This window comes from Bradyrhizobium sp. T-1, assembly GCF_053592855.1.
In genome coordinates this window covers 947,621-972,972 of sequence record NZ_CM132115.1, presented here as the reverse complement: position 1 = coordinate 972,972, position 25,352 = coordinate 947,621, and the positions used below count along the sequence as shown (strand labels likewise).

28 protein-coding genes and 1 tRNA gene are annotated in these 25,352 nt (G+C 63.6%); 3 read left to right on the top strand and 26 right to left on the bottom strand.

What is annotated here, in order from left to right; genetic code table 11:
* Window positions 1-13: 13 nt before the first annotated feature.
* Complete coding sequence (locus ACWAT4_RS04690; RefSeq protein ID WP_449729927.1) at window positions 14-3,487, top strand: DUF4132 domain-containing protein; 3,474 nt, start codon at window positions 14-16, stop codon at window positions 3,485-3,487.
* A 225-nt stretch (window positions 3,488-3,712) separates the two neighbouring features.
* Here the strand turns inward: ACWAT4_RS04690 and ACWAT4_RS04685 are convergent, their stop codons facing one another.
* From ACWAT4_RS04685 to ACWAT4_RS04630, 12 genes are all read right to left on the bottom strand, one after another.
* A complete protein-coding gene (locus tag ACWAT4_RS04685; RefSeq protein ID WP_449729926.1) occupies window positions 3,713-4,747 on the bottom strand; it encodes a Gfo/Idh/MocA family protein in 1,035 nt (344 codons plus the stop codon).
* A 6-nt stretch (window positions 4,748-4,753) separates the two neighbouring features.
* On the bottom strand, window positions 4,754-5,203 hold the full coding sequence (gene aroQ, locus ACWAT4_RS04680) for a type II 3-dehydroquinate dehydratase (protein ID WP_449729925.1): 450 nt from the start codon (window positions 5,201-5,203) through the stop codon (window positions 4,754-4,756).
* Window positions 5,204-5,216: 13 nt separating this feature from the next.
* Window positions 5,217-5,963, bottom strand: coding sequence for an amino acid ABC transporter ATP-binding protein (locus tag ACWAT4_RS04675; protein ID WP_449729924.1), 747 nt, complete (start codon window positions 5,961-5,963; stop codon window positions 5,217-5,219).
* 61 nt (window positions 5,964-6,024) lie between these two features.
* The gene (locus ACWAT4_RS04670; RefSeq protein ID WP_212298542.1) at window positions 6,025-6,852 is read right to left on the bottom strand and encodes a transporter substrate-binding domain-containing protein; all 828 of its coding nucleotides are present in this window, start codon (window positions 6,850-6,852) and stop codon (window positions 6,025-6,027) included.
* Window positions 6,853-6,903: 51 nt separating this feature from the next.
* Window positions 6,904-7,560 carry an amino acid ABC transporter permease gene (locus ACWAT4_RS04665; RefSeq protein ID WP_011089129.1) on the bottom strand — a complete coding sequence of 219 codons (657 nt, stop codon included), beginning with the start codon at window positions 7,558-7,560 and terminating at the stop codon, window positions 6,904-6,906.
* A gap of 9 nt (window positions 7,561-7,569) precedes the next feature.
* Complete coding sequence (locus ACWAT4_RS04660) at window positions 7,570-8,238, bottom strand: amino acid ABC transporter permease (protein ID WP_038958362.1); 669 nt, start codon at window positions 8,236-8,238, stop codon at window positions 7,570-7,572.
* 51 nt (window positions 8,239-8,289) lie between these two features.
* The gene (locus tag ACWAT4_RS04655; protein ID WP_433995240.1) at window positions 8,290-9,144 is read right to left on the bottom strand and encodes a shikimate dehydrogenase; all 855 of its coding nucleotides are present in this window, start codon (window positions 9,142-9,144) and stop codon (window positions 8,290-8,292) included.
* A gap of 15 nt (window positions 9,145-9,159) precedes the next feature.
* On the bottom strand, window positions 9,160-9,987 hold the full coding sequence (aroE, locus tag ACWAT4_RS04650; RefSeq protein ID WP_449729923.1) for a shikimate dehydrogenase: 828 nt from the start codon (window positions 9,985-9,987) through the stop codon (window positions 9,160-9,162).
* 3 nt (window positions 9,988-9,990) lie between these two features.
* A complete protein-coding gene (locus ACWAT4_RS04645; protein ID WP_449729922.1) occupies window positions 9,991-11,232 on the bottom strand; it encodes a CaiB/BaiF CoA transferase family protein in 1,242 nt (413 codons plus the stop codon).
* A complete protein-coding gene (locus ACWAT4_RS04640; RefSeq protein ID WP_449729921.1) occupies window positions 11,229-11,699 on the bottom strand; it encodes a MaoC family dehydratase in 471 nt (156 codons plus the stop codon). The genes ACWAT4_RS04645 and ACWAT4_RS04640 overlap by 4 nt, the downstream gene beginning before the upstream one ends.
* A gap of 12 nt (window positions 11,700-11,711) precedes the next feature.
* The gene (locus ACWAT4_RS04635; protein ID WP_449729920.1) at window positions 11,712-12,098 is read right to left on the bottom strand and encodes a VOC family protein; all 387 of its coding nucleotides are present in this window, start codon (window positions 12,096-12,098) and stop codon (window positions 11,712-11,714) included.
* A 4-nt stretch (window positions 12,099-12,102) separates the two neighbouring features.
* Window positions 12,103-13,047, bottom strand: a complete 945-nt coding sequence (locus ACWAT4_RS04630; protein WP_449729919.1) for a ketopantoate reductase family protein — start codon at window positions 13,045-13,047, stop codon at window positions 12,103-12,105.
* A gap of 102 nt (window positions 13,048-13,149) precedes the next feature.
* Here ACWAT4_RS04630 and ACWAT4_RS04625 point away from each other — a divergent pair, with 102 nt between their 5' ends.
* Complete coding sequence (locus tag ACWAT4_RS04625) at window positions 13,150-14,130, top strand: LysR family transcriptional regulator (protein WP_212298549.1); 981 nt, start codon at window positions 13,150-13,152, stop codon at window positions 14,128-14,130.
* Window positions 14,131-14,271: 141 nt separating this feature from the next.
* On the opposite strand, the gene ACWAT4_RS04620 is transcribed toward ACWAT4_RS04625, so the two are convergent.
* The 9 genes from ACWAT4_RS04620 to ACWAT4_RS04580 all read right to left on the bottom strand — a co-directional run bounded on the left by ACWAT4_RS04620 (window position 14,272) and on the right by ACWAT4_RS04580 (window position 20,212).
* Window positions 14,272-14,347, bottom strand: a tRNA-Phe gene (locus ACWAT4_RS04620).
* A gap of 185 nt (window positions 14,348-14,532) precedes the next feature.
* Window positions 14,533-14,715: a DNA gyrase inhibitor YacG gene (yacG, locus tag ACWAT4_RS04615; RefSeq protein ID WP_212298550.1), complete on the bottom strand. Its 183-nt coding sequence runs from the start codon at window positions 14,713-14,715 to the stop codon at window positions 14,533-14,535.
* Between the two features lie 136 nt (window positions 14,716-14,851).
* The gene (locus ACWAT4_RS04610; RefSeq protein ID WP_188098821.1) at window positions 14,852-15,481 is read right to left on the bottom strand and encodes a Maf-like protein; all 630 of its coding nucleotides are present in this window, start codon (window positions 15,479-15,481) and stop codon (window positions 14,852-14,854) included.
* 158 nt (window positions 15,482-15,639) lie between these two features.
* Window positions 15,640-16,107, bottom strand: a complete 468-nt coding sequence (locus tag ACWAT4_RS04605; RefSeq protein WP_212298551.1) for an arsenate-mycothiol transferase ArsC — start codon at window positions 16,105-16,107, stop codon at window positions 15,640-15,642.
* Between the two features lie 6 nt (window positions 16,108-16,113).
* On the bottom strand, window positions 16,114-16,611 hold the full coding sequence (locus tag ACWAT4_RS04600; RefSeq protein WP_212298552.1) for a UPF0262 family protein: 498 nt from the start codon (window positions 16,609-16,611) through the stop codon (window positions 16,114-16,116).
* On the bottom strand, window positions 16,608-17,903 hold the full coding sequence (hisD, locus tag ACWAT4_RS04595; protein WP_212426407.1) for a histidinol dehydrogenase: 1,296 nt from the start codon (window positions 17,901-17,903) through the stop codon (window positions 16,608-16,610). Before hisD ends, ACWAT4_RS04600 begins: the two co-directional genes overlap by 4 nt.
* Before the next feature lie 145 nt (window positions 17,904-18,048).
* Complete coding sequence (locus ACWAT4_RS04590; RefSeq protein ID WP_212298554.1) at window positions 18,049-18,498, bottom strand: DUF2948 family protein; 450 nt, start codon at window positions 18,496-18,498, stop codon at window positions 18,049-18,051.
* 89 nt (window positions 18,499-18,587) lie between these two features.
* Entirely contained in the window at window positions 18,588-19,247 is a 660-nt protein-coding gene (locus ACWAT4_RS04585) for an NAD-dependent epimerase/dehydratase family protein (RefSeq protein ID WP_212426408.1), read from the bottom strand.
* Between the two features lie 26 nt (window positions 19,248-19,273).
* On the bottom strand, window positions 19,274-20,212 hold the full coding sequence (locus ACWAT4_RS04580; RefSeq protein WP_449729918.1) for an SDR family oxidoreductase: 939 nt from the start codon (window positions 20,210-20,212) through the stop codon (window positions 19,274-19,276).
* 83 nt (window positions 20,213-20,295) lie between these two features.
* Between ACWAT4_RS04580 and ACWAT4_RS04575 the strand changes: the two genes are divergently transcribed.
* On the top strand, window positions 20,296-20,949 hold the full coding sequence (locus tag ACWAT4_RS04575) for a TetR/AcrR family transcriptional regulator (protein WP_449729917.1): 654 nt from the start codon (window positions 20,296-20,298) through the stop codon (window positions 20,947-20,949).
* Window positions 20,950-20,958: 9 nt separating this feature from the next.
* Here ACWAT4_RS04575 and ACWAT4_RS04570 read toward each other — a convergent pair whose 3' ends face one another.
* The 5 genes from ACWAT4_RS04570 to ACWAT4_RS04550 all read right to left on the bottom strand — a co-directional run bounded on the left by ACWAT4_RS04570 (window position 20,959) and on the right by ACWAT4_RS04550 (window position 25,079).
* Window positions 20,959-21,783 carry an alpha/beta fold hydrolase gene (locus ACWAT4_RS04570; RefSeq protein WP_449729916.1) on the bottom strand — a complete coding sequence of 275 codons (825 nt, stop codon included), beginning with the start codon at window positions 21,781-21,783 and terminating at the stop codon, window positions 20,959-20,961.
* Between the two features lie 147 nt (window positions 21,784-21,930).
* Window positions 21,931-22,440, bottom strand: coding sequence for a hypothetical protein (locus tag ACWAT4_RS04565; RefSeq protein WP_449729915.1), 510 nt, complete (start codon window positions 22,438-22,440; stop codon window positions 21,931-21,933).
* 197 nt (window positions 22,441-22,637) lie between these two features.
* Complete coding sequence (locus ACWAT4_RS04560) at window positions 22,638-22,946, bottom strand: EthD family reductase (RefSeq protein ID WP_063200138.1); 309 nt, start codon at window positions 22,944-22,946, stop codon at window positions 22,638-22,640.
* A 212-nt stretch (window positions 22,947-23,158) separates the two neighbouring features.
* Window positions 23,159-24,865, bottom strand: a complete 1,707-nt coding sequence (locus ACWAT4_RS04555) for an FAD-dependent oxidoreductase (protein ID WP_449731163.1) — start codon at window positions 24,863-24,865, stop codon at window positions 23,159-23,161.
* 28 nt (window positions 24,866-24,893) lie between these two features.
* A complete protein-coding gene (locus ACWAT4_RS04550; protein ID WP_212298560.1) occupies window positions 24,894-25,079 on the bottom strand; it encodes a hypothetical protein in 186 nt (61 codons plus the stop codon).
* Window positions 25,080-25,352: the final 273 nt, after the last annotated feature.

Genomic DNA, 25,352 nt, shown 5'->3' with positions numbered 1-25,352 from the left:
AGGATGATCATTCATGGCCCTGCTGGATTTGCTGAAGCCGATCGTGCGGACGCTCGCGGATTGGTCTCCGGACACACCTCGCTCGCGCATCGACATGGACGCGCTCCTCGCAGATTTGCGCAAGTCGGGCGTGGCAGCGCTCGACAGCTTCCTGGACGAGTGCCTCGACGGGGAGCGACCGCCCTTTATGATCGACTTCCCCCGGGCGTCGCGGATCGCCCGCGAGCTCTCCGAGGCCGACAGGTTGCAGTTGCTCGGGCGCGCGGCGCAGATCTCGGCGACCGTCACCCATCTCGACCTGACATGGCCCGAAACGCTTCAAACGAACAAAGCCCAGTTGTGGGACAATTTGCTTGGTTATGCCGTGGCTGCGATCGAGGACATGAAACCGCAACTCGACGATCGGACGGCCGCCGCTCTGGCGCGCGCCGCCCGCATCAGCGCGCCGGTGCCCGCGACCAGATCCGCCCGAATGGACCCCCTGTACGTTGCCAGGATGCTTGCCCGCTTGACGCCGGAGCCGATGAGCGAGGCCCAGCGACGAGCGCTCGCCGACGTCGCCGACTTGATCGATGGCTTTGCATGGGAGCCCCATCGCTATGGAAACGCGATCCGCGACCTTGAGCCCTTATGTCTGCGGCTCGGTCGCACTTTCTCTGAGAGCGCTTTGGCGACGCGCCGGGAGCGGGCCAAAGATACTGCGCGTTTGGCCGTCGCCTATATTTGCGAGGGGACAAATCCACCGCTCAAGGCCCTGATCGAGGCGCTCTGTCAGAGGAGCCCCGAAGAGGTGCGGAGTTCTCTCGCAGCGGAGATATCGGCTCTTTCTCCACTCGCAAAGGGAGAAGTCCTCGGCATGATGGCCGAGGCGCACCGCCGGAGGGTGATGCTGGAGGCAGGTCAAGTTGCCCAATTCCCTGCTTATGGCGAGTATCAGGACTTCGCGAGCATTGGCTTCGTTAGCTGCGACGGTTTTGGTCCATTTTCCGACTTGGCGCGTCAGCTTCTGAAAACCAAGATCGCGGCGAGCGATGCGGCAGCGGCCACACTGCTCAAGGTCATGCCAAGTGCGAAGGTCCTGGCGGACCTGCGCGTCATCAACATTGCGATTGCGACGATGAATGCCGAAGCCTCGCCGCAAACCAGAGAGGCCGCCCGCGCATGTCTTGCCTGGGCCGCGACCGATTTCTGGGCTTTTGGCGGTAAGGCATCTATATCCGCCCAGGCCGCACGCCGCCTCACGGCCGCACTGGACAACACTGACGCCGAACAGGCTGGGGAAGAACCGTCGCCTCCGCGCCCGACCTTCGCGCCCGACACGCGCAAGTCCGGCGTGTTGAGGGGCCTCTGGAGCCATTACGGCGATCTGTCCGACTTCCGAAAATTCTCGCTGGAAGACATCGCCTATGCGGAGCGTTGCCTTCAGGGACCGCAACCTCAGCCCGCGGCCGAAGGAAAATCATCGGCGGCTCAAGCCATGGCGGCCGTGATCAATGCTCTCAATCCGTTCGATGACCTCGCCCGGTGGTTTGTCGGCGACGCCGAGATCGGAGCATTGCTCGAACGCATGCGCAGGATGATGGAAATTCCGCAGGAGCTGCGCGCGCCGTGGAAGGCGCTGCATGTCCGCGCATTCGAGCTGGAGGGAAAGAGCAGCCCGTCGGGCAAATGGCTGCAGACGGCTCACCCGACGCTTGCAGGCCTTTCGTCGCAACAGAAGCTCGATCTTCTCAACGCGGTGCTGGAGATGCCGGGGTCGTCGGGCGTGCTGGCGCGCGCCGCGGTCTACCTGTCGGCCAGCTGGCCGGCCGAGGCCGTCGGACCGATCCTGACGTGGCACGCCCAAAATGTGTGCTTCCAAAGCAATCCCGGTGTCGGCATGCGCGATGAGCGCCTCGGCAACGCCTGCCTGTGGGCTCTGATCCATCTGCCGGAGGGCGGCGGCGTGCGCTATCTCGCCCGTCTGCTCTCACGCGTAAAATATCCCAAGGTGAAGAAGCGCATCGAGGTGGCGCTGAACGAGGCGGCGGCCAAGGCGGGCATCACCCGCGGCGAGCTCGACGAGCTGTCGATTCCGACGCATGACCTTGATGCGCACGGCACCACGGAGATCGCCGTCGGCGACGGCGCCGCGCTTGTGTCAATCTCTGGGACGGCCTCCGTCGACGTGACGTGGCGCGCGGCCAACGGGAAGATATCCAAATCGGTTCCGGCCGCACTCAAGACGCACAAGGACGCTATCAAGTCGGTCAAGGCGCTGGTCAAGGAGATCGAGGCCGATCTATCGGTGCAGCCGCAACGCCTGCAACGCCTCTGGCTCGATGACCGCCGCTGGCCCGCCGAGATCTGGCGACAACGCTACGCGCAGCATCCGCTGGTCGGCGCGCTGAGCCGCCGGCTGATCTGGAACGTGCATCATGGCGCGGAGCGCGTCGCCGCCCTTTGGTCAGACGGCGGCATGAGCGACCTCAGCAACAACCCGGTTTCGCTCGACGGCGCCGAAATCACGCTCTGGCATCCGATCGGTTGCACGGTCGACGAGGTGATGTCCTGGCGGACAAGGCTCAGCGCGCTCGACACCGTGCAGCCGTTCAAGCAGGCGCACCGGGAAGTCTATCTCGTCACCGACGCCGAACGGCGCACCGGCGCCTATTCGAACCGTTTTGCCGGGCACATCGTCAAGCAGCACCAGCTGATGGCGCTGGCGCGCCTCAACGGCTGGATGGTGACGCACCGGATCTGGGCCGACACGCCCAATGACCAGCCAACCCATATCGTGCTGCCGCGGCAGGGCCTTGTCGCCGAATTCTGGACCGAGGGTGCCGGCGGCGATGATCCCGAGGTCACGGATTCGCAGGCCTATCTCTATCTGACGACCGATCAGCTTCGCTTCTATCGGATCGCCAACCCCGCGGAAGCCGCGGTCGCCTCCGCTCGCGGACCGCAGCGCGGAGCAGTCGTCGACATCGCCGACGTCCCGCCGCTCGCGCTATCGGAGGTGATGCGCCATTGCGACCTGTTCGTCGGCGTGGCTTCGGTCGCGAACGATCCCAACTGGGCCGATGGCGGCCGAGATGCCGAACATCCCAACCAATGGCGCCGCACGATCGGCGCCGACTATTGGCGGACACAGGCTTTCGGCGATCTCAACACGATGGCGGAGACGCGTCTTGCATTACTGGCGGCGCTTCTGCCGAGCCTGGCGCTCGGCAAGGTCTCACGCATCATCGACGGCAAGTTCCTGCGCGTCGAGGGCAAGCTGCACGCCTACAAGATCCATCTCGGCTCCGGCAATATCCTGATGGAGCCGGTCGACCGCTATCTCTGCATCGTTCCGACGTCCACGGGCGCGGTTGATGTGCGCCTGCCGTTCGAGGGCGACAATATGCTGTCGATCATCCTGTCAAAGGCCGCGATGCTGGCCAACGACGACAAGATCACCGACACCAGCATCCTGAGCCAATTCGAACGGTTAACGCGGGGGTGAATTTCGAGGCTGCGATGCTGAAGACAAAGACGCTGCTGCGTCCTAAACAAGGGCGCGTTGAGAGAGTGCCATCGGGGGAAATGGTGCCCAGGGAGGGAGTCATACGCAACCACCGACATAGTGAACCGCTGTTTGTCCTCAGTATGGTGGCGTGACGACATTCGCAGATTTCGCATGTTCAGAACACCCCAACCAGGGAGGACGTACAGAGGATGCTTCCCGGTATCAAACCGACACGAGATCTCCGGTTTCCGCGGCGCGCTTGATCGCATCGATCACGCGAAGGGTTTTCAGCCCTTCACGCCCGCTCACCACAGGCTCGGTCGTACCGCGGATGACGCCGCAGAAATTGGCAATTTGTAGGCCGAGCGGGTCTGCTTTCTCGTAGCTCAGCCGCTCGCGCTCGATCGGCGCCCACCAGCTGGCCTTGCTTGGGTGATGCCATAGATCCAGCTGCGGCATGGCTAGCGATGCCTTCGTGCCGCCGATCTGGTAGCAGGTCTCCTGCGTATGAGTGTAGGCTTGGTTCTCACCGGCGGTGAATTCCCAGCTCCAGGGCGACTGGATGATGTCGGAGACATTGACAGTTCCCAACGCGCCCGAGGCGAAGTGCAGGATGATCACCGCGGTCTCTTCGACCGCATTTCCACGCAGCCGATTGGATTGAGCGGCTTGCACCGCGACGATATCCCCACACAGGTACCGCAGCAGGTCGACATCGTGGATGAGATTCAGGAAGACAGGCCCCGCCCCTTTCTCGCGGCGCCAGGCCACGTCGAAATAGTCGTCCGGCTTGATCAGCCAGAACATGCCGTGCACCGACACGATCGGGCCGAGCCGGCCGCTGTCGATCTCGGCCTTGGCGCGTTGGATCATCGGGTTAAGCCGGCGATGATGGCCCGTGAGCAGCGGCACACCCGCCCGCTCCGAGGCTTCGACCAGGGCCTCTGCAGCGACGACGTCATCCGCCAATGGCTTCTCGATCAACGCTGGGATCCCCGCTGCGATACAATCCATTCCGTTGGCCACATGCATCTGGTTAGGGGTGGCGACAACCACCCCTTCCGGTCGATTTCCGGAGAGCATATCCTGAAAGGACGAAAACCAGTCCACCTTCAGCGAAACCGCCAACTCTCGAGCCGCCGGCATCGGATCGATGATCGACGACAGCATCGCCTCCGGCCGCGTGAGAATATGTTCGATATGTCGCTTGCCGATGAGACCCGCTCCCATCACCGAGAGACGGACGGGTGCGCTCATACGATGCTACTCCTTCTTCTCATCAAGCAGCTTGGCCACACAACGCAAGCCGAGCAGATAACCCTGGGTGCCGAAGCCTGCGATGACTCCATCAGCCCGTTTGGAGACAAACGAGTGGTGGCGGAATTCCTCGCGTTTGTGCACGTTGGAAATGTGCACCTCGATCACCGTCCCCTCGAACGTGTTCAAGGCATCAAGGATGGCGACTGACGTATGGGTGAAAGCTGCGGGATTCATCACAATCCCGGCAGCCGTCTCGCGCGCCTGGTGGATCCAGTCGATCAGCTCGTATTCCCGGTTGGATTGATGGAAGCGAATCTCCAGGCCAAGCTCTTTAGCCAGTGCTAGACAGTCCCGCTCCACATCCGCAAGCGTCTCGTAGCCATAGATGTGGGGCTGGCGCTTGCCGAGCAGATTGAGATTCGGCCCGTTCAAGACGTAGACAAGACGACTCATGAGAGAACTCCGTTCAGTGATGGGCGAGGATTTCGCCAAGGAACTGCCTGCTGCGGGCGTGCTGAGGATTGCCGAAGAAAGCGTCGGGCGCGCCTTCTTCGATGATCTGGCCTTCAGCCATGAAGATGACGCGATCGGCAACCTGGCGGGCAAAGCCCATCTCGTGGGTGACGCAAATCATGGTCATGCCGTCGTTGGCGAGGCCTATCATCGTGTCGAGCACCTCCTTGACCATCTCGGGATCGAGAGCTGAGGTCGGCTCGTCAAACAGCATCACCTTGGGCTGCATGCAGAGCGCACGCGCGATCGCGACGCGCTGTTGCTGGCCGCCCGAAAGCTGAGCCGGATACTTCCCGGCCTGGTCGCCGATGCGCACGCGCTCGAGGTATTTTCGCGCAATCGTCTCCGCCTCGGTCTTTCCAATGCGGCGCGCGCGGATGGGCGCGAGCATGCAGTTCTGCAAGACCGTCATGTGCGGAAAGAGATTGAAGCTCTGAAAGACCATGCCGACATCCTGACGTACGACATCGATCGCCTTGATGCTGTCGTCAAGCCGATGACCGTTCACCACGATGCTGCCCTGCTGGATCGCCTCGAGACGGTTGATACAGCGGATCAGCGTCGATTTGCCCGATCCGGACGGACCGCACAGCACGATCTTCTCGCCCCTGCGCACGGTGAGATCGACGTCACGGAGAGCTTGGTATCCGCCGTACCACTTCTGCACGCCCTTCATTTCGATCAGGATATCGTCCTGCATGGATTCGGCTCCGCTATCGGACGGCGGCCAACGCGGATCGTGCGTCGGCCGCGCGCAGTGGCTACTGAACTGTGAATGGAACGCCGGCGACCGCTTCCGGGAAGATCGGCACGGGCGCCTTCATCCACTTGGCGTAGAAGCTGGCCAACTTGCCGTTCGACTTGATCTGGTCGATGAATTTATTGGCGGTCTCGTTCCACTCCTTGTCGCCGAGGCGGGTGCAGGCCCCGTTGTACAGCGCAGTGAAGTGAAGCTTGGGCTCGAACCCAAGTTCGGGCTTTGCGGCGTTCAGGCGCTGCGGATAGAAGCTGTTTGCGCCGACAGCCTGAACCTGCCCCGAGAGTAGCGCCTGGATCGTGGCCGCATCATCGTCAAATCTGCGGATTTCGGTGCCCGCGGGAGCGCTGTTGGTGACCTGAGTGTCCTGCGTGGACGATCTCGGAACGCCGATCACGAACTTGCCCATATCTGCATTGCTGTTGATCGCCGTCGCCTGGGCCGCGACAAGCGTGATCTCGTTGGCGACATACGGCTTGGAATACTGGACCGCCTTTGCTCGCTCGGGAAGCATGGCCATGGTCGCGAACAGAATGTCCACGCGACCTGTGGTCAGCGCGGGAATACGATTGGCCACCGCCAGCGGGACGAACTCGGCCTTCACGCCGAGATAGTCAGCGAAGGCGCGCCCCATGTCGGCATCGATGCCGTCCTGCTTTCCCGAGCTGTCGACATAGCCCCACGGGGGATTGTCGCCCTGAATGCCGATGACGACGACGCCCTTCTTCTTCACGTCTTCCAACGTGCCGGCCTGCGCTTTGCCTGCGACGGCGATAGCCGCCAATGCCAGCAGTGCGACCCCGAGCTGGCGACGGTTGGGCGAAAACAACATGAATATCTCCTCCTAGTGATGGCTGTTTGTGATTGAGTAGGTGCGCCGCTCCTACCTTTGACTGGCCAGGGCGAGCCTGGCCTCCATCCGGCTGCCCCACCACGACAGTGGCCAGCAGAGGATGAAATACATCGCGCCGACCACGCCGAAGACGAGCAACGGCTGGAAGGTCTGGTTCGATACGATTTGACCGGCGCGGGCGAGTTCGATGAAGCCGACGATCGCGGCGAGCGACGTGCCCTTGATGAGTTGCACGAGATAGCCGATGGTCGCGGGCAGCGAGATGCGGATTGCCTGCGGCAGCACGATGTCGCGCATGCGGGACGAATAGTGCAGTCCAAGCGCCATCGCCGCCTCGGTCTGGCCGCGCGGCACGGCCTGGATCGCGCCGCGCCAAATCTCACCCAGGAAGGCGGAGGCATTCACGGTGAAGCCGATCGCCACCGCCACGAAGGCGTCGAGCTTCAGCCCGGTGAGCGCCAATCCGTAATACACGACGAAAAGCTGCAGCAGCAGCGGAGTGCCCTGGAATATCCCGATGTAGATGCGGGTGATCCATTCCACGCTCCTGTGACCACAGGTGCGCAGCAATGCAACCGCCAGCCCCGCCGTGCAGCCGCCGACAAATGCGACCAGCGTCAGCAGCACCGTCCATTGCAGTCCGCGCAACAGAAAACCAAATTCTGGAAGGCCAAAATGCGGTGTCATGATCGCCCCTCAGCGCGTCGGATATGAGAAGAAGCGGTGAGAGATGACCGCAAAACCGAGCATCAGCAGCCAGGAGATCGCGAGATAGAGGAAGGTGACGGAGAAATAGACCTCGAAACTACGGAATGTGTCGCTTTCGATGCGCTGCGCCACCGACGTCAATTCGTAGGCCGATACCGCCGAACAGATCGACGAGGTCAGCGTCAGCATGATGAACTGACCCGTGAGCGAGGGATAAATCGCGCGAAGCGCTGGCTTGAGCACGATGAACCGGAACACCTGCCCTTTGTGCAGTCCGAGCGCGTAGCCGGCTTCCACCTGTCCTTTATGAATGGACTGCACCCCGCCGCGGATGATCTCGATGGCATAGGCGCCGCCATTGACACCGAGCGCGATAATGGCCGTGGCTGTCGGATTGAGCTTCAACCCAATGAGCGGCAGCGCGAAGAACAGGAAAAATATCTGCACCAGGAAAGGCGTATTGCGGACGATCTCGACGAATCCGATCACGAGAGCACGCAACCAGGCCGCCTTCGCATCGCGTGCCGCGACGCCGGCGACACCGATCACCATCGCAAGCGTCATGCCTGCAAGCGCCAGACCCAATGTCCCCACGCACCCCCACAGCAGCGCGGGCATCGCATGCCAAACCACCGAGAAATCGAGCGTGTAGCCCATCTTGCGTTTCCTCTCGGGCGTTGTGCGTACCGCTCGCCCATCGGCCTGATGTCACCCTCCCAGGGATGCAAAAGTGGCGAAGAAGACGCCTGGATCAGGTGAGATGCCCGTGAACAGGCGAAATGCTTCGGTCCCCTGGAAGATCGCCATGCCTCCGCCATCGACGGTGCGGCAGCCGAGGGCACGCGCCGCGCGCAGCAGCGCGGTTTCAAGCGGGAAGTAGACGATCTCGGCGACCCAGAGATCGGGACGCAGCAAGGCCGTCGGCAGCGGCGTGCCTGGATATTTGTCCATGCCGATCGGCGTTGCGTTGACAATTCCGTCTGCGGCAGCAACAGCGGCCGCGACATCCTGGCCGACCCTCAAGCGCCCTTCCGCAAATCGGGGGGACAAGCTATCCACCAAACGCTGCGCTTTGGCCAAGTCGACGTCGGTGATGGTCAGTTCTTGCACGCCGAGCTTCATGAGCGCGAAAGCGACTGCCGCGCCTGCGCCACCGGCGCCGAATTGGATAACACGCCCCAGCGACGCACCCTGCATGTTGCGGCGAAAATTCTCTGCGAATCCAAACCAGTCCGTGTTGTGGCCGGTCATTCGACCGTTCCTGATGACCACGGTGTTCACGGCGCCAAGCGCCTCCGCGTCGGGCGAAAGCTCGTCCAGGAGCGGAAGAATCGCCTGCTTGCAGGGATGGGTCACGTTCAGCCCGTCAAAGCCCATCCGCCTTGCCGCCGTCAGCAATTCCGGCAGCGCTTCGGCACCAAGTTTCAACTCAGTCAGGTCGATCTTCTTGTAGAGATAGCGGATGCCCGCGGCGTCGGCGGCCGCTTCATGCATAGGCGGAGTGCGTGACGCAGCGATGCCGCTGCCGATCAGGCCGACGAGAAAGCTGGACTTCGGATGCATGCTCGGCATCGCCCGTCAGCTCAAGGGGACAGTCAGCTCGGCGATGACCTGAGCCGTGCTCGGTCGAACGCCGCGCCACCAGGCAAAAGCTTCTGCCGCCTGCTCGACCAGCATGCCGACGCCGTCGGCCAGCTTGGCTACGCCTTCGGCGCGGGCGGCTCGCAGAAAGGGAGTGAGCCCCTTGCCATAGGCAAGCTCGTACGCCAGCTCCGCACCGCGGAAGACATTGCCGGGAAGTGGCGGCATCTCACCCCGCAGGCTGGCCGATGTCGCGTTGACGACGACGTCATAGCCCTCGGCAAGATCGGCAAGTTCAGCATAGCCGCTGACGATCAGGGGACCACAACCGGCAAACTCTTCGGCCAATGCCACAGCCTTCGATAAGGTACGATTGACGAGAACCAGCTCAGACGGCTCCTGACGCAGGAACGGCAGCAGCGCGCCACGCGTTGCGCCCCCGGCACCGAGCATCAGGACGCGCCGGCCGGCCATCTTGACGCCGAGATTGATGGTGATGTCTCGCACGAGGCCGATCCCGTCGAAATTCTCGGCAATGATCCGATCGCCCTCGAACTTCAGGCAGTTTGCGGCGCCCGCTCGGTCGGCGCTCTCTGAAAGCTCGTTTGCGTAGGCGAAGGCATCGAGCTTGAACGGAGCGGTGATGTTCAGCCCCTTGGCACCCTCTGTCCGGAATTGATCAACCCGTTCGCTGAAGCCATTGAGGGGACCCTCGATCGCCTCATAGACAAGGTCCTGTCCTGTCATTCTGGCGAAAGTGCCATGAATGAGGGGTGATTTGCTGAAGCCGATCGGATTGCCAATCACCGCATAACGATCGCTCATGGCTCACTCCTGCACCGCGGCTTCGTTGTAGAGGACGCCGTCGCGCACCATCGCCTCGACGAACTCGGCCGAAAGTCCCAGCGACTCTGCAATGCGGCGATTGTCCTGGCCGAGCAGCGGGGCCGGCGTCCGCACCGTGGTGTCGCAATCGGAGAACCGGAACGGCAGGTTCGGCAATGTCACCTTGCCGAGGACAGGATGCTCCTGCTCGACCAGCATGCCGCGCGCGTGGATCTGCGGATCCTTCACGACCTCTTCAATGGTCTGCACGGGAGCGGACGGCACACCTGCTTCGTCGAGTGCCGCAAGACAGGCGTCACGAGACGATTGCGACAGCGTCCAGGTGCGCACAATCTCCATCGCTTCAGCATAATGGGCGTTGCGCGCGGCAGGCGTGGCGAAGCGTTCGTCGGATGACAACGCGTTGCCACCGATCAGCATCGCCAGGCGCCGCCACGCGTCATCGACTTGCGCGGCAATGACGAGATTGCCATCCTTGGCAGGAAACACACCGTAGACGGTCGACTCCGGCTGACCGCTGCCGGTTTGCCTCGGCAGGTCGGCCCCGCCGGAGAGGAAGTAGCGCTGAACCGCATAGTCGTGCATCGAGACCATGCAGTCGTAGAGCGCGAGATCGATATGCTGGCCGCGCCCCGACGACGCGCGGCCGACCAACGCGGCATTGATGGCCGCCACGCCGTGAATGCCGGTATACATGTCGGCGAGCGGCATCCGGAGCAGCGGCGGTGCTTCGCCGGGGGAGCCCAGCTGCGCCAGGGCGCCCGACATCGCCTCTGCGATCAGGCCGAAGCCCGGACGGTCGGCATAGGGACCGGTGTGGCCATAGGCGGAGACCGAGCAGTAGATCAGCCTGGGATTCCGCGCCGACAGCGCCTTGTAACCCAGCCCGAGACGCTCCAGCGCGCCAGGGCGGTAGTTCTCGATGAAGACGTCGGCCGTATCGATCAGCCTCATCATCATGTCGAGACCGCGATTATCGCGCAGATCGATGCACAGGCCCTGCTTTCCCATGTTCTGCTGCAGGAAGTAGCCGGATTGTCCGTCCTTGAAATAGCCGTGGGCGCGGCCCGCATCGCCTTGCTTCGGACGCTCCACCTTGATGACTTCAGCGCCCATCGCGGCGAGGCAGCGGCCCATGAACGGGCCTGCCAGGAAATGGCTGTAGTCGATGACGCGAATGCCCTTGAGCGGTGGATCTTTGAGAGGCAGATCTTGCGCGGTCATGCCTGCTCTCCCGCGGAGTTGGTCTTCGGGCGCATCGGAATCATCAGCCTATGCTCGCCGAGCTGAACCACTTCACCGCGCTGATTGATCAGCTCCGAAGGCAGCACCACGATGCCCCACCCTTCGCGCTTCGTGGCGCGCATCGAGCCGACACGGAACTTCACATGAACGGTGTCGCCGAGCTTGATCGGCAGCTTGAAATCCCATGTCCAGCCCAGCGACATTCCCGGAAGGAAGCGGTAGTCGGCACGGGTCTTCAAACCATCGGCCAGCGACAGGCCGAACAGCCCGTGCGCGACGCGCGTGCCGAAGGGTGTGGTCTTGGCGTATTCCTCGTCGACATGAACCGGCGTGAAATCACCCGTCAGTTCGGCATAGGCATTCACCATTGCTTCGGTGACCGTCACCGGGGGGGTGACGCATTCGTCACCGACCTTGGCATCGTCCCAGTAGCGCTCATCGATCATGTCGCGTGTTCCCTAGGCCCGTGGATTGATCGCCAGCGCCGCTTCCACGGCACCCGCACTGGACTGCAAGATTTCGATGTTCAGGCCGCCGGGCAGCTCGAGCCAGTTCGGGCCGGCGGGCAACGCCTTGGCACCCCACGCGGCGGCGCGGGCGAGGACGCCTTCGTAGTCGTCGACCATGATGCCGAGATGGGCGAGACGCCCCTCCGGTCCGACAAAATGCGGATCCTCGATGAGTTGCACGCTTCCGAGCACCCATACCTGACGCGGGCGCGCGCCGTCGGCGGGCTGCTCGTCGCGAATGGCAAGACCAAGCACCTCACGAAAGAAGCCGACGTGACGATCAACGTCCGGCACCCGGATCGCGACGTGCTCGACATAAGCGCGGGGCAACGACATCGTCTCAGGCCTTTCCCGGATAATCGCTGCGGGCGTACTCAAGCCCTTTGACCAGCGCGACGAGGGTCGCGTTGACAGGGGTCGGCACGTTGAGCTTGGCGCCCCAACGCACGACCGAGCCGTGAATGTAATCGACCTCGGTCAGATTGCCGGACTGCAAGCTCTGCAACATCGACGTCTTGAATTCGGGCGGCAGTCCAGCTGACGCCATCGTCCAGGCCCGGCGCGGATCGGCAATCGAGATCTTCACGCCGGCCGCTTGCGCCACCGCGATGCCTTCCGAGATTGCCGCCAGCGCGCAATCTTCCAGGATCGGCAGCGAATAGAGGCCGCCATAAGTCAGGCCGGTAACGGCGGTGATTCCGCCGCCGGCAACGTTGATGAAGAGCTTGTCCCACATCGTGCCCAGGATGTTGTCGCTGAGCAGCGTGAGAATGCCGGCACGATTGAACGTCTCGGAAATTCGCCGTGCGCGTTCGGTCAAGCGTCCATCGAGTTCGCCGATGATGGTTTCCTTGCCGACGACCCCGGAGCGAACATGACCGGGTCCGAGCAGCACGCCGCCAACATAGGTCTTGCCTGCCATGACCCTGTCACCACCGACTTCCTCCGAAAGGATGTCTTCGTGGCCAAGGCCGTTTTGCAGCGACATCACGACCGTCTGCGGTCCAATGACCGGCGCCGCCGCCCGGATCGCGTCCCGCGTGTGGTAGGATTTGACGAGGATGATGACCAGGTCCGCCGTGTTGCCGACCTGGTCCGCGGAGGTGCAGGCAGAGACCTTCACGACGGTCTCAGCGCCACCTTCGAGCATCCGCAGACCACCGGCGTTGATCGCGTCGACATGAGCCTGAAACGGATCGATCAACCAGACCTCGGCACCGCCGCGCGCCAGCGTGCCGCCGATGGTCGAGCCCAAGGCTCCCGCTCCGACAAAGCAGATCCTCATCCGAACGCTTCTCCCTCGCCGATTTTGGCGTTGGAAGCGTGCTAGCAGGCTGCCTAGTATTTGGATATGCTATGATACTTATAACTATTATTGCAGATCGCAATGAAGCAACGGGACCCGTCCGAGACGAACCTTTTGGAGCCGCGCCTGCTCCGGCTGTTTGACGCGTTGTTCTCCACGAGCAGCGTCACCAAAGCCGCCGAGAAGCTCGGTCAAAGCCAGCCGACCATTTCAATTTGGCTGGCGCGCCTGCGAAAGGAATTGGACGATCCGCTCTTCATTCGGTCGGCCGAGGGAATGCTGCCGACGCCGCGCGCCGAGGCGCTCATCGGCACAGCGAGGCAGGCGCTGGAAGTGCTGCGTCGTCTGGCCGAGCTTCGTTCTGAGTTTGATCCGGCGACCGCAAAGCGCCGCTTCGTTATCTGCATGACGGACGCGAGCCACATCACGCTCCTTCCCGCCATACTCGCCCACGTTCGCAGCGTTGCACCAGGCATCCGCATTGAGGCCGCGCAGATCGGCGGCGATACACCACGAATGCTGCAGTCTGCCGAGGCCGATCTGGCGCTCGGCTACATCTCGGATCTCGACACCGGGCACTTCCAGCAGGCACTGTTTCCGCAGGATTGGGTCTGCTTGGCGAATGCAAAACATGCCCGGATCCGCGACCGCATCACCGCAAGGGATTTCCGGCGGGAGGCGCACGTCCTCATTCGTTCCGGCACCGGACATCAGTTGCTCGCCGACGCGCTGAAGGAGCAGCAGATAGTCCTTGATGTCGCGCTTGAGCTACCGGGCTTCTTGGGGCTACCCGCAATCGTCGGGACGACGGACCTGATCGCTACCCTGCCAAGGCACATTGGCGAAACGTTGGCTCATTATTACGGACTGCGCGTGCTCGACTGCCCGCTGGCGATCGCCGGCTTTACGGTGAAGCAATATTGGCACGCCCGCTTCCATCACGACCCGGCAAACCAGTGGCTGCGTGACGTCTGTGGGGAGCTTTTTCAACAGCAGGAAGTGCGGGGTCTATATCGCTCCGGCCGGCCAAAGAAGCGAAGGCCACGCGCTTTGCCGTCGTAATGGGCGCTTATTGGTCGCGGTATTGCTGGAAGCGTGGTTGCCGGCCTACTACGGAGAGAAATCCGCGAGCGCCCTTCCCGCCGATCCATTTAGCGAACGCGATCGAACAACATCGCGCTCCAGGGCGGAAAAGCGTGGAAATGGTGCCCAGGGGCGGAATCGAACCACCGACACTGCGATTTTCAGTCGCATGCTCTACCAACTGAGCTACCTGGGCGTGCTCCACGAGAGGGGCCAAAGCCCATCGAGCGGGCGGTTTATAGTGGGCTCACAGCGGCCTGTCTACCCACGCTTCGCCATCGGCTTCGCCGGGCGCGGCCCGGCTGTGCACAAGGTGGAGCAGGGGTGCCGCGGCGGACGCGGGGGCCCCGGCCGCGCAAACAAGCATTTGATATTACTTGATTATTCGACGTCATCCACGTCGTCATCCCGACCGGGAATGACGTAGGAGCCTTTCAGCCAGCGGTTCAGATCGACATCGCGGCAGCGCGACGAGCAGAACGGACGGGTGGCCTGCGCCTGCGGCTTGCCGCAGATCGGGCAGGTTTTCAGGGGCGCGGCGGGCTTTTTGACTTGGTCGTCCATGATGGCGGCAGTCTACACCAGGTGACGAGGCTCAAGCGCCTCTCGGCAAACGGGTTCCTGCGACAGACGCGCATGCGTCGCACCGGCCGATTCTACTGTGCATGGGGTTGTTTTCGAGATTTTTGTCGGGCCGCGCTTATACGGCCGTGGCGTTGAGCCAGCCGAAGCGGATCGGGAAGCCCTCGCCGCCGAGCAGCGTCGTGGTCTCGTAGAGCGGCAGGCCGACCACGTTGGTGTAGGACCCCACCATCTTCACCACGAACGACCCGGCGATGCCCTGCACGGCGTAGCCGCCGGCTTTGCCGCGCCATTCGCCGGAGCCGATATAGGCCTGGATGTCGTCCTCCGAGAGGCGCTTGAAACGGACACGCGTCTCGACCAGGCGCTGCCGGAATGCCTCGCGCGGCGTCACCAGGCAGATCGCAGTGTAGACGCGGTGGTTGCGGCCCGACAGCAGCCGCAGGCACTGCGCGGCCTCGTCCACGAGATTGGCCTTGGGCAGGATACGGCGGCCGACCGCCACCACGGTATCGGCCGACAGGATGAAGGCGCCGCGCAGCTCGTCGTCGAGCTGCACCGATTTCAACGCAGCGTCTGCCTTGGCCCTTGCGAGGCGATTGGCACAGGCCCGCGGCAGCTCACCCCGTCTCGGCGTCTCGTCGACGTCAGCCGGCCGGAGCGCGTCCGGGTCGATGCCGGCCTGGTTGAGCAGCGACAGGCGCCGCGGCGAACCGGAGGCAAGAACGAATTTGGGGCGGCCGAGCATCAGGTGATTTTTGGGAGACGAGGCAGGGGGTGAATTGCGCGCGGAACCTATCGGAAGGGGGCTGATTTCACAACCCGGGAACCCGGACTTTGCTGATTCGAGGTGTCCGACATGCGTGTGCCCTCAGTCTGTGACGCGGGTGTTACGCCCACCCGATGCTACCCGCTCGCAGCCCCGACCTTGGCGAAACGCCGGCGGATCCGCATCAGGAGCTGGTCGCAGACTTCGCGATAGGCTGCGAGCTTCTGGTCTCGGCTGCCTTCGATGGTGGTGGGATCCTGCGTCGGCCAGTATTCGACGTCGGCCGCAAGCGTGCGGGTCAGCTCCAGCGCCTTGTGGTGCGCCTCCGGCGAGAGCGTGATGATGAGGTCGAAATTCAGCCCCTCCCAATCCTCGAGTTCCTCGAAGGTCTGAGGCTTGTGGGCGGAGATGTCCTGGCCGAGCTCGGCCATCACGGCGACTGCGAACGGATCGACCTCGCCTTTCCTGGCGCCGGCCGATTTCACGTAGAGGCCTTGCGGAAACATGTGCTGCAGCAGGCTCTCGGCCATCGGCGAGCGCACGCTGTTCATCGCGCAGGCGAACAGCACCGATTGCGGATCGCGTGCGCGTGGGGGCGCAGCCATCCGGGATCAGCCCTTCCAATGAAGGACGGTAATGAGCGTGAACAGGCGGCGCGACGTCTCGAAATCGACCCGCACCTTGCCCTTCAGCCGCTCCTGCAGCGTGCGCGATCCCTCGTCATGGATGCCGCGGCGCCCCATGTCGATGGCTTCGATCTTGTCCGGGGTCGCGGTGCGGATCGCCTGGTAGTAGCTGTCGCAGATCATGAAATAGTCCTTCACGATTCTGCGGAACGGCGTCAGCGACAACAGATGCGCGACCACGGGCGTGCCGTCCTCGCGGCGGATGTCGAACATCAGCCGGTTGCCGCTGATGCCGATATGCAGCGTGAACGGCCCCTTCCCGTCGGCGCCATCGGGCGCGAACAGATTCTGCTCGATCAGATCGTAGATCGCGATCGCGCGCTCATGCTCGATGTCGGGTCCGGAACGGCCGATCGAGTCCTCGTCGAGGGTGACCGCGACGATGCGATTGGTCGAGTCGTCCTGTTCGGGCGGCTGGGTCATGACAGATTGAGGCGCAATCCAATCGAGCGCGAATGGGCATCCAGCCCCTCCGCTTGTCCGAGCGTCATCGCGGCCGGGCCCAGCGCACGCAACTGGTCCGGGCCGCATTTCAGGATCGAGGTCCGCTTCATGAAGTCGGCGACCCCGAGGCCCGAGGAGAATCGCGCCGAGCGTGCGGTCGGCAGCACATGGTTGGAGCCGCCGACATAATCGCCGATTGCTTCGGGCGTATGAGCGCCGAGGAAGACAGCGCCGGCGTTGCGGATTTTTGCGGCGAGCGCATCGGGATCGCTGGTCATGATCTCGAGATGCTCGGCGGCGATCGCATCGGCTAGCGGAATGGCATCAGTGAGGTTCTTCACCATGATGACGGCACCGAAATCGGCCCAGGAGCGGCCCGCGATGTCGGCACGCGGCAGGGTCTTCAGTTGCGCCTCGACGGACTTCTCGACATCGGCGGCAAGCCGCGCGGAGTCCGTGATCAGGATCGACTGCGCGCTGGCATCGTGCTCGGCCTGCGCGAGCAGATCTGCGGCGATCCAGTCGGCATTGCCGGTGTCGTCGGCGATCACCAGCACCTCGGAGGGACCGGCGATCATGTCGATGCCGACCTTGCCGAACACCAGCCGTTTTGCGGCGGCGACATAGGCATTGCCGGGGCCGACGATCTTTGCGACCGGCGAGATCGTCGCGGTGCCATAGGCGAGCGCAGCGACAGCCTGCGCGCCGCCGACGCGGTAGATCTCGGTGACACCACCGAGCGAGGCGGCCGCCAGCACCAGCGGATTGAGCTTGCCGTCGGGCGAAGGCACCACCATCACGAGGCGCGACACGCCCGCGACCTTGGCCGGCACCGCATTCATCAGCACCGAGGATGGATAGGCCGCGGTGCCACCGGGGACGTAGAGGCCGGCGGATTCGATCGCGGTATGGCGCCAGCCGAGCTCGACGCCGAGCGGGTCAGTAAAGCGCTCATCCTTCGGCAGCTGACGGCGATGATAGGTCTCGATGCGATCGCCCGCGAGTTTCAACGCATCCAGTGTCGCGGCATCGCAGGCCTTTTTTGCGGCTTCGATCTCGGCGGCCGAGACGCGAAGGCCGGATGCATCCAGCGTCAGCCGGTCGAACTTCGCCGTAGCCTCGAGCAGGGCGGCATCGCCGCGCTTGGCCACGTCGTCGACGATGGCGCGCGCGGCCGCCTCGACATCGGCCGAGACCTCGCGCTTGGCGGCGAGGAAGGCCGCGAATCGCTGGTCAAAATCGGCGCTGCTGCGGTCGAGGCGAACGGGCATTTTTGGTTTGGCTTCTGCTAATTTGGGTGGCGCGGTCTGGCTTACAGCCCCCTGCTCAATGGCGCGGCGGGGAAGCTGCGTCAACCCTTGGAAGCTACCGTTCGAGCGAGGGTCTGAGACGGTGAAGCTGGTATACAGGCCCGCCTCACCCCTCCCCCTCGATCCCAGGCCCCGTTCCCAGCTCGTCCGTCCCGAGATCGGTCAGCTGGCATTCCAGGCATTCAACATCGAGGCGGATGGCGCCGCCCTGGGCAAACAGCAATAGCGCGCTGCCGCCGGGCTCCTCGTCACGGCCGTCCTGGGGGTGAAACTCAATGCCGACGAGGTCCAGAATCTTGTCCGGCGCCCCCAAGTCGATGTTGCGCGATTTGCAGGCGAGCACGCGGTCGAAGCGGAGCGCCGCGACCAGCCGACGCGGCTCGGCCTCACCATCCAGCGTCTGCTCCCAGTCCAGCCGGCTCATGCCAACCACCAGGCGCTTCTCGCCCTGCCGCCAGATGATGTCGGAAGGCTGGACGCGCGCATCCTGCACATGAGTCGAGATCACGGCGAGATCGTCGGCATCGAGCGCGATCAGTTTGAGCTGCGGAGACATCACCGACACTTCTCCTCGGGGGCCGATCCGGCTCAACGCGCGGGGCGGCCAAAATTTCCTCGCAAACTAGCGGCCCGGCAGACCAAGGACTAGAGGCTATTGATATCCCTCATCTCCAGTACCTTCTTGGGATAACCGACCCGCGCGACGTGAATCATGGCGCGGCCCATCTGCTCGGTCGAGGTGACGAGCGCGGGCGAGATCCGGCGCAGCACTGACCACAGCGGCCAGGTCACATCGTAGACCGCCTGCACCCAGGCCGTCTTTGAGCGGGTGCCATGCAAAGGCTGGATCGCGCCGGGCCGAAACATATAGGCGGCCTTGAACGGCAGCTTGAGCAGATCGTTCTCGGTCTTGCCCTTGACCCGCGCCCACATCCGCGAGCCCTGCTCGGTGGAGTCAGTGCCCGCGCCGGTAACATAGGTGAAAGTCATCTGCGGATTGAGCCGCGCCAGCGTCGTCGCAGCAGCGAGCGTGATGTCGTAAGTGAGATGGCGGTAACGCTCTTCGCTCATACCGATGGAGGAGACGCCGAGACAGAAGAAGCAGGCATCGAATCCGGTGAGCTGCCCCTCGATCGCCGAATAGTCTGTGAAATCGTTGTGGATGATCTCGGTCAGCTTCGCGTTTTGCACGCCGGTCGGGCTGCGTCCGACCACCAGCACGCGCTCGACACCGGCATCGACCAGGCACTCGCGCAAAACGCCCTGCCCGACCATGCCAGTCGCGCCGAAAATGATGACACGCATCGGAACGTCCCCACCGAAGTCGTGGCTCATGCGGCGGCCGCGATCTCGTCGAAGGATACACCTGTTAGTGTCGCCGAGACATCCCACAGCATGGCGGAGGAAGTGAAATCCTTTGCCTGCGGCATGATCCGCGCAGGCCGAGGTGCCCCCTTCAACTCGTAAAACCCGTTCGGACCATAATAGCCGCCGGGCTCCGCGGTCGGCGAGGTCGCCGCGAACAGGGTCGGCAGCGCGCCTTCCCCGGCGGACTGGCTCATCAACGGCTGGAGCAACCGGCCCACTCGCCATTGCAAGGTGTTGGCGCCCGGACCGTTCGAAATGAGATCGGTGCGCGCGTAGCCGGGATGGGCGGCAACGCTCCTCAAACCCCAACCGGCCGCGTCGCTGCGCCGCTGCAATTCGAGCGAGAACATCAGCATCGCGAGCTTGGACTGGCAGTAAGCGCGCCAGGGACGATAGGACCGCTTGCCCTGCAGGTCGTCGAAATTGATCGCGCCGGAGCGGTGCGCGAGGCTCGATAGATTGACGATCCGAGGCGCCTTGGCGCGGCGAAGCTGCGGCAACAGGCGCGCCGTCAGCGCGTAATGGCCGAGATAATTGGTGCCGAGCTGCATCTCGAAACCATCCTCGGTCTGCTGTCGCTTCGGCAGCGCCATCACGCCGGCATTGTTGATCAGGAGGTCGAGCTGGTCGTTGCTTGCGGCAAAGCGCCTGGCGAAATCGGCGACCGAGGACAGGCTGGCGAGGTCGAGATGCTCATAGGCGATCAGAGCATTGGGAAACTTCGCGCAAATGCCCTCGATCGCCCGCAGGCCCTTTGCGTCGTTGCGCCCGGTGAGTATGACGATGGCTCCGGCGCCCGCCAACGCCAGTGCCGTCTCGTAACCAAGGCCGCCGGTGGCGCCGGTCACCACGGCGGTCTTGCCGCTGAGCGATGGGATGTCTGCCGTGGTCCAGTCGGTCATGCCACATCTCCGTTCGGGGCTGGAACGAGGTCCGCGACGGGTCTAAATGTGCACTGAGTGCAAGTTTGCAAGAGGTGGAATCATTGAAGGCTTCGAAGCCCGTCAGGGCATCGGTCAGGATAGGCGCCAAGCCATTGCCGGCAGGAGAAAAATCCCCTGATGGCCCTGGCCTGCGCCAGCGCAAGCAGCAGGAAACCCGCGGGCGGCTGAAGCGTGCCGCGATGGCGCTATTCCTGGCGCGCGGCTTCGAGGCCACCACCATCGAGGACATCGCCGATGCGGCCGACATGTCACGGCGGAGCTTCTTCCACTACTTCGCGTCCAAGGAGGACGTGGTCGCCGCCTGGCAGGAGGATGCCGCGGCCGCGCTGGTCACCGAGATCCTGGCGCGGCCGGCGGATGAATCCATGCTGACGGCGGCGGAGAACGCGATCGCCACGGCGATCAAGCGGATCGATCCGGCCGAGGCGGCGGCGATGTCGCAGCTCAAGCGGGACAACCCGGCGCTTCAGGCTCGCGACCAGCTCAAATACGAAAAGCTCGAGCGCGCGCTGGCGGACGGGCTTGCGCAACGCTCGCCCCGCAAATCGGACCAGCTGAAGGCCCGGCTCGTCGCCATGATCGCCACCGGCGCGATGCGCGTCGGCGGCGAGAGCTGGCTCAGCGAAGGCACGCGCGACAAGCCGGAGGCTTTCGTCAAGCGAACCTTTGATACGATCCGGGCGATCCTCGAATGAGCGTTCGGCTCAGCCCTTGAAGAACGCGAGCAGGTCCGCGTTGATGGTTTCGGCTTCCGTGGTCGGCATGCCGTGCGGAAAGCCCTTGTAGGTTTTCAACGTACCGTTCTTGAGTAGCTTGGCCGACAGCGGCGCGGAATCGGCGTAGGGTACGACCTGATCGTCGTCGCCGTGCATCACCAGCACCGGCACGTTGATCTTCTTGAGGTCCTCGGTGAAGTCCGTCTGCGAGAACGCGACGATGCCGTCGTAATGCGCCTTCGCGCCGCCCATCATGCCCTGGCGCCACCAGTTCTGGATCACCGCTTCCGACGGTTTGGCGCCGGGACGGTTGTAGCCATAGAACGGCCCGGCGGCGATGTCGCGATAGAAGGCCGAGCGGCCGGCCGCGAGCGCGGCCTGGAAGCCGTCGAACACACTCTTCGGCAGGCCACCGGGATTGGCCTCGGTCTTCACCATCAGCGGCGGCACCGCGGAGAGGATAGCGGCCTTTGCGACCCGGCTCTCGCCATGGCGCGCGATGTAGTGCACGACCTCGCCGCCGCCGGTGGAATGGCCGACATGGAGGGCGCTCTTGAGATCGAGATGCGCAGTCAGCGCCGCGAGATCGTCGGCATAGTGATCCATGTCGTGGCCATCGGCGACCTGCGCCGAGCGGCCATGGCCGCGGCGGTCATGGGCGATGACGCGATAGCCGCGGGTGACGAAGAACATCATCTGCGCGTCCCAGTCGTCTGACGACAGCGGCCAGCCATGACTGAACACGACCGGCTGGCCCGAGCCCCAATCCTTGTAGAAGATCTCGACGCCGTCTTTGGTGGTGATGGTAGGCATTGGGGACTCCTTGTTGCCTCGAGTCATTCCGGGGCGCGCACAGCGCGAACCCGGAATCCAGAGATTGTGGCGCGAGATTCTCAGGTGCGTAATTGCGCACCATAGTTCATCGCTGCGCGATGCCTTGGAATGACGACCGGCCGACGATCAGGCGAACGTCATCGGCTTGTAGCGGCGCCAGGCGCCGATGGTCACGAGCACGAAGAACACCAGCACGATGCCCTGCACCACGGCGAAGACAGGGCCGGACGGCGGCGCGGGTGGCACGGCCGGCGCGAGCGCGGCCAGCGCGGGCACTTTCAGGAACGACTGGATGATCAGCACGAAGACGTTGAAGTAGAGCGAGATCATCGCGGTCACGACATAGACAGGACGCCAGACGCCTTTGAGCTTCATGCCGTACAGCGCGATGCAGGCGATCGCGAGCAGCACCAGCGAGATCGCGGCGATGATATAGGAGGGCAGCAGCTCCTTGAACGGAAACAGGAAGCCGGTGGCGCTGGTGAGGATCGTGAACAGCAGGAAGATCGCAGTGAGACCCGGCATCGGCTTCGAGCCGAGCAGGCCGAACATCACGATCACGCCCGCGACGATGCCGATCAGGCTGATGATGACATGGACCAGTGTGAAGGCTTGCAGGCTCATCCCGAGAACCATGGCATCTCTCCTACTCTCTGAAATTGAGATCGGGAGATTGATATTACGGTCCTCATCGGATTGCCACATGCGGCACGATCACACATGTGCGTGCAGCCATGCATCATCGTGCGAATCGAAAAACGCATGGCTGAAGTTTTTTGCAGCGCTGTCACAAACAACAGCAGCTTCGACGAAAGTTTAATCGATCATCTCGATCAGACTTCCTTGGTGTCGAAGATCAGCAGATCAGCGCCGCCGCTGGCGAATTTCGGTACGTCGCCTGCGGCTGCCTTGCCGGCTTCGCTGCCGAACGCCTTCTGGATGTCACCCACGCTGTCGAAGGTGAGAATGGCGACGAGGTGCACGCCTGACGGTCCGGCGGGCGAGCCGACTGCGCCGGTGCTGACGGCATATTTCTTCAGGCCGGGAAGCTTCTTGGCGAGCGGGATGTGGGTCTCGGCATAATGCTTGTCGAAGGCAGCAGCGTCTTTGGGCGTTTTGTAGAGCACGACGAGTTCGGCCATTTAGTCCTCCCGTTAGGCGGTTTGTTTGTAGCTCCTCATGGTGAGGAGGCGCGCAAGCGCCGCCTCGAACCATAAAAGGCCCGGCTTTGGCAGTCGGGCCTCGATCCTTCGAGACGCCGCTATCGCGGCTCCTCAGGATGGGGAGATAGTCTGTAGTTGCCGGCAAAACTGCAAGTCACATTCGACTTGCCGTTCCCTTGTCTTATCCTTGACTAAAGCGCCGGTTTTGCGGCGTCGCCGAGATAGCCGTGCAGGGAGGCCACGACCTGCGCGCCTTCGCCGATGGCGCCGCCGACGCGCTTGACCGAGCCGGAGCGGACGTCGCCGACGGCGTAGACGCCGGGCACTGAGGTCTCGAGCGGCGCCACCAGCTTGCCCTGGTTCAGCTCGGACTGCGCGCCCGTCACGACGAAGCCACCGCGATCGAGCGTCACACCGCAGCCGTCGAGCCAGGTGGTTGCGGGATCGGCGCCGACGAACAAAAAGAGATTCTTGATGTCGACGGACTCTTCGTCATTCGACAAGCGGCTCTTTAGGCGGATGCGCCGCAGCAGCGAGGCCTCATCGCCCTCGAGCGCCGAGATCTCGGTGTTGAACAGCAGCTCGATGTTCGGCGTCGCTTCGATGCGCTCGATGAGATAGCGCGACATGCTGGCCCCCAAGCCGCCGCCGCGGATGATCATGAGCACGCGTTTGGCGTGCCCCGACAGGAACACGGCCGCCTGCCCCGCCGAATTGCCGGCGCCGACCAGTGCCACCTCCTCGCCGGCACAGAGCTTCGCCTCGACCGGCGAGGCCCAGTACCAGACGCCGCGGCCCTCGAACTTGTCGAGGTTCTCGATGTCAGGCCGGCGATAGCGCGCGCCGCTCGCGACCACCACGGCACGCGAACGCAAGGGATCGCTGCCGTCGAGCGCAACCGCAAACGCGCCGTCCTTGCGCGTGCAGTCGAGCGACTTCACCGTGACGGGAATCATGATGTCGGCGCCGAACTTTTGTGCCTGGTTGAAGGCGCGCGCCGTCAGCGCCTGTCCGGAAATGCCGGTCGGAAAGCCCAGATAGTTCTCGATGCGTGCGCTGGCGCCGGCCTGGCCGCCAAAGGCGCGGGTGTCGAGCACGGCGACCGACAGCCCTTCGGACGCCGCATACACCGCGGTAGCGAGCCCCGCCGGCCCGCAGCCGACGATCGCGACGTCGTAGATGCGGTCATTGCGCGGGCCGCCGATCATGCCGATGGCGCGCGCAAGCTCGGTCTCGCCGGGGTTGCGCAGCACCGCACCGTTCGACGTGACGACCAGCGGCCAGTCCTCCGGCTTTAGCGAATAGCGCGCGATCACCTCAGCGGCGTCGCGATCACGGTCGGGATCGAGGAGGTGATGCGGCTGGCCGTTGCGGGTCAGAAACCCCTGCAAGCGTACCACGCCGACGGAATGCGAGGGACCGATCAGCACGATGCCGCCGACGCCGGCCTGGAGCAGATTGACCCGGCGCAGGATCAGCGCGCGCATGATGCGTTCACCGAGCTCTGCCTCAGCCACCAGCAGCGCGCGCAGGCGCTCGGGCGGCAACAGCAGCGTCTCGACATCGCCTTCGGCGCGGCCGTCGACCAGCGCCGGGCGGCCGGATAGCTGGCTGAGCTCGGCCAGGAACTGCCCCGGCCCCTGCTCGATCAGCGGGGTGACATGACCGAGACCGTCGCGCTGGGTGATCGCGACGTGGCCTTTCAGCACGACGAACATGCCTGGCCCCGGCTTGCCGGTCTCGAACAGCAGCTCGCCGTCCTTGTACGTCCGGAGCTCGCCGAAATTCCTGATCCGCTCGATCTCGGCAGATGTGAGCGCCGGGAACGTCTGCTCGGGGCGGGTGAAACGCGACATCATCGCGTCTCGGTCGGCTCTGTCCTGCTCGTTCTGCCCCATGGCCACGTCCACGCACTCCAATTGCGAATTACCCGGCTTTGCCGGCGGCCCCCTCGTCTAGGGAAGCATCATCGTTCTGCGAGGGGTCGGCGCTTGCGGCGCGTTCGCGCGCCTGCGCCTTGCGCCGCTTCAGATTCTCCCGCAGCGCCGATTTCAGGCGGTCGTCCCGCGATCCCCTCGCCTGTTTCGTGGTCCTGTCGTTCTCGTCAGCCATCTCGGATCCATGCATCCCCTGGCGTTAACATGCCCAGAGAATGCGGCAGCTCAAGAGGCCAGCGCGATCCCGATCGTGCGAAACTCAAAATGGGCCGAATCTGCCACACCGGCCAACTGGCCACTTGGCCGGGGAACAGGAACCAAAATCGACGGAAAGTCGGCCGTTTCGGACCAAAACAGCCGTATTATCCCCGATATCGGCCCGATTTTCTCATTTTGGCCGTCCCTGCAAGCTTGCACAGCGGGGAGGCCTGTGGCAGATATCGGCCCG

Bases quoted from the DNA above. Each gene is read 5' to 3' on its own strand.
- ACWAT4_RS04690 (WP_449729927.1), top strand. From the start codon at position 14: ATGGCCCTGCTGGATTTGCTGAAGCCGATCGTGCGGACGCTCGCGGAT.
- ACWAT4_RS04685 (WP_449729926.1), bottom strand. From the start codon at position 4,747: ATGAGCGCACCCGTCCGTCTCTCGGTGATGGGAGCGGGTCTCATCGGC.
- aroQ (WP_449729925.1), bottom strand. From the start codon at position 5,203: ATGAGTCGTCTTGTCTACGTCTTGAACGGGCCGAATCTCAATCTGCTC.
- ACWAT4_RS04675 (WP_449729924.1), bottom strand. From the start codon at position 5,963: ATGCAGGACGATATCCTGATCGAAATGAAGGGCGTGCAGAAGTGGTAC.
- ACWAT4_RS04670 (WP_212298542.1), bottom strand. From the start codon at position 6,852: ATGTTGTTTTCGCCCAACCGTCGCCAGCTCGGGGTCGCACTGCTGGCA.
- ACWAT4_RS04665 (WP_011089129.1), bottom strand. From the start codon at position 7,560: ATGACACCGCATTTTGGCCTTCCAGAATTTGGTTTTCTGTTGCGCGGA.
- ACWAT4_RS04660 (WP_038958362.1), bottom strand. From the start codon at position 8,238: ATGGGCTACACGCTCGATTTCTCGGTGGTTTGGCATGCGATGCCCGCG.
- ACWAT4_RS04655 (WP_433995240.1), bottom strand. From the start codon at position 9,144: ATGCATCCGAAGTCCAGCTTTCTCGTCGGCCTGATCGGCAGCGGCATC.
- aroE (WP_449729923.1), bottom strand. From the start codon at position 9,987: ATGAGCGATCGTTATGCGGTGATTGGCAATCCGATCGGCTTCAGCAAA.
- ACWAT4_RS04645 (WP_449729922.1), bottom strand. From the start codon at position 11,232: ATGACCGCGCAAGATCTGCCTCTCAAAGATCCACCGCTCAAGGGCATT.
- ACWAT4_RS04640 (WP_449729921.1), bottom strand. From the start codon at position 11,699: ATGATCGATGAGCGCTACTGGGACGATGCCAAGGTCGGTGACGAATGC.
- ACWAT4_RS04635 (WP_449729920.1), bottom strand. From the start codon at position 12,098: ATGTCGTTGCCCCGCGCTTATGTCGAGCACGTCGCGATCCGGGTGCCG.
- ACWAT4_RS04630 (WP_449729919.1), bottom strand. From the start codon at position 13,047: ATGAGGATCTGCTTTGTCGGAGCGGGAGCCTTGGGCTCGACCATCGGC.
- ACWAT4_RS04625 (WP_212298549.1), top strand. From the start codon at position 13,150: ATGAAGCAACGGGACCCGTCCGAGACGAACCTTTTGGAGCCGCGCCTG.
- yacG (WP_212298550.1), bottom strand. From the start codon at position 14,715: ATGGACGACCAAGTCAAAAAGCCCGCCGCGCCCCTGAAAACCTGCCCG.
- ACWAT4_RS04610 (WP_188098821.1), bottom strand. From the start codon at position 15,481: ATGCTCGGCCGCCCCAAATTCGTTCTTGCCTCCGGTTCGCCGCGGCGC.
- ACWAT4_RS04605 (WP_212298551.1), bottom strand. From the start codon at position 16,107: ATGGCTGCGCCCCCACGCGCACGCGATCCGCAATCGGTGCTGTTCGCC.
- ACWAT4_RS04600 (WP_212298552.1), bottom strand. From the start codon at position 16,611: ATGACCCAGCCGCCCGAACAGGACGACTCGACCAATCGCATCGTCGCG.
- hisD (WP_212426407.1), bottom strand. From the start codon at position 17,903: ATGCCCGTTCGCCTCGACCGCAGCAGCGCCGATTTTGACCAGCGATTC.
- ACWAT4_RS04590 (WP_212298554.1), bottom strand. From the start codon at position 18,498: ATGTCTCCGCAGCTCAAACTGATCGCGCTCGATGCCGACGATCTCGCC.
- ACWAT4_RS04585 (WP_212426408.1), bottom strand. From the start codon at position 19,247: ATGCGTGTCATCATTTTCGGCGCGACTGGCATGGTCGGGCAGGGCGTT.
- ACWAT4_RS04580 (WP_449729918.1), bottom strand. From the start codon at position 20,212: ATGACCGACTGGACCACGGCAGACATCCCATCGCTCAGCGGCAAGACC.
- ACWAT4_RS04570 (WP_449729916.1), bottom strand. From the start codon at position 21,783: ATGCCTACCATCACCACCAAAGACGGCGTCGAGATCTTCTACAAGGAT.
- ACWAT4_RS04565 (WP_449729915.1), bottom strand. From the start codon at position 22,440: ATGGTTCTCGGGATGAGCCTGCAAGCCTTCACACTGGTCCATGTCATC.
- ACWAT4_RS04560 (WP_063200138.1), bottom strand. From the start codon at position 22,946: ATGGCCGAACTCGTCGTGCTCTACAAAACGCCCAAAGACGCTGCTGCC.
- ACWAT4_RS04555 (WP_449731163.1), bottom strand. From the start codon at position 24,865: ATGGGGCAGAACGAGCAGGACAGAGCCGACCGAGACGCGATGATGTCG.
- ACWAT4_RS04550 (WP_212298560.1), bottom strand. From the start codon at position 25,079: ATGGCTGACGAGAACGACAGGACCACGAAACAGGCGAGGGGATCGCGG.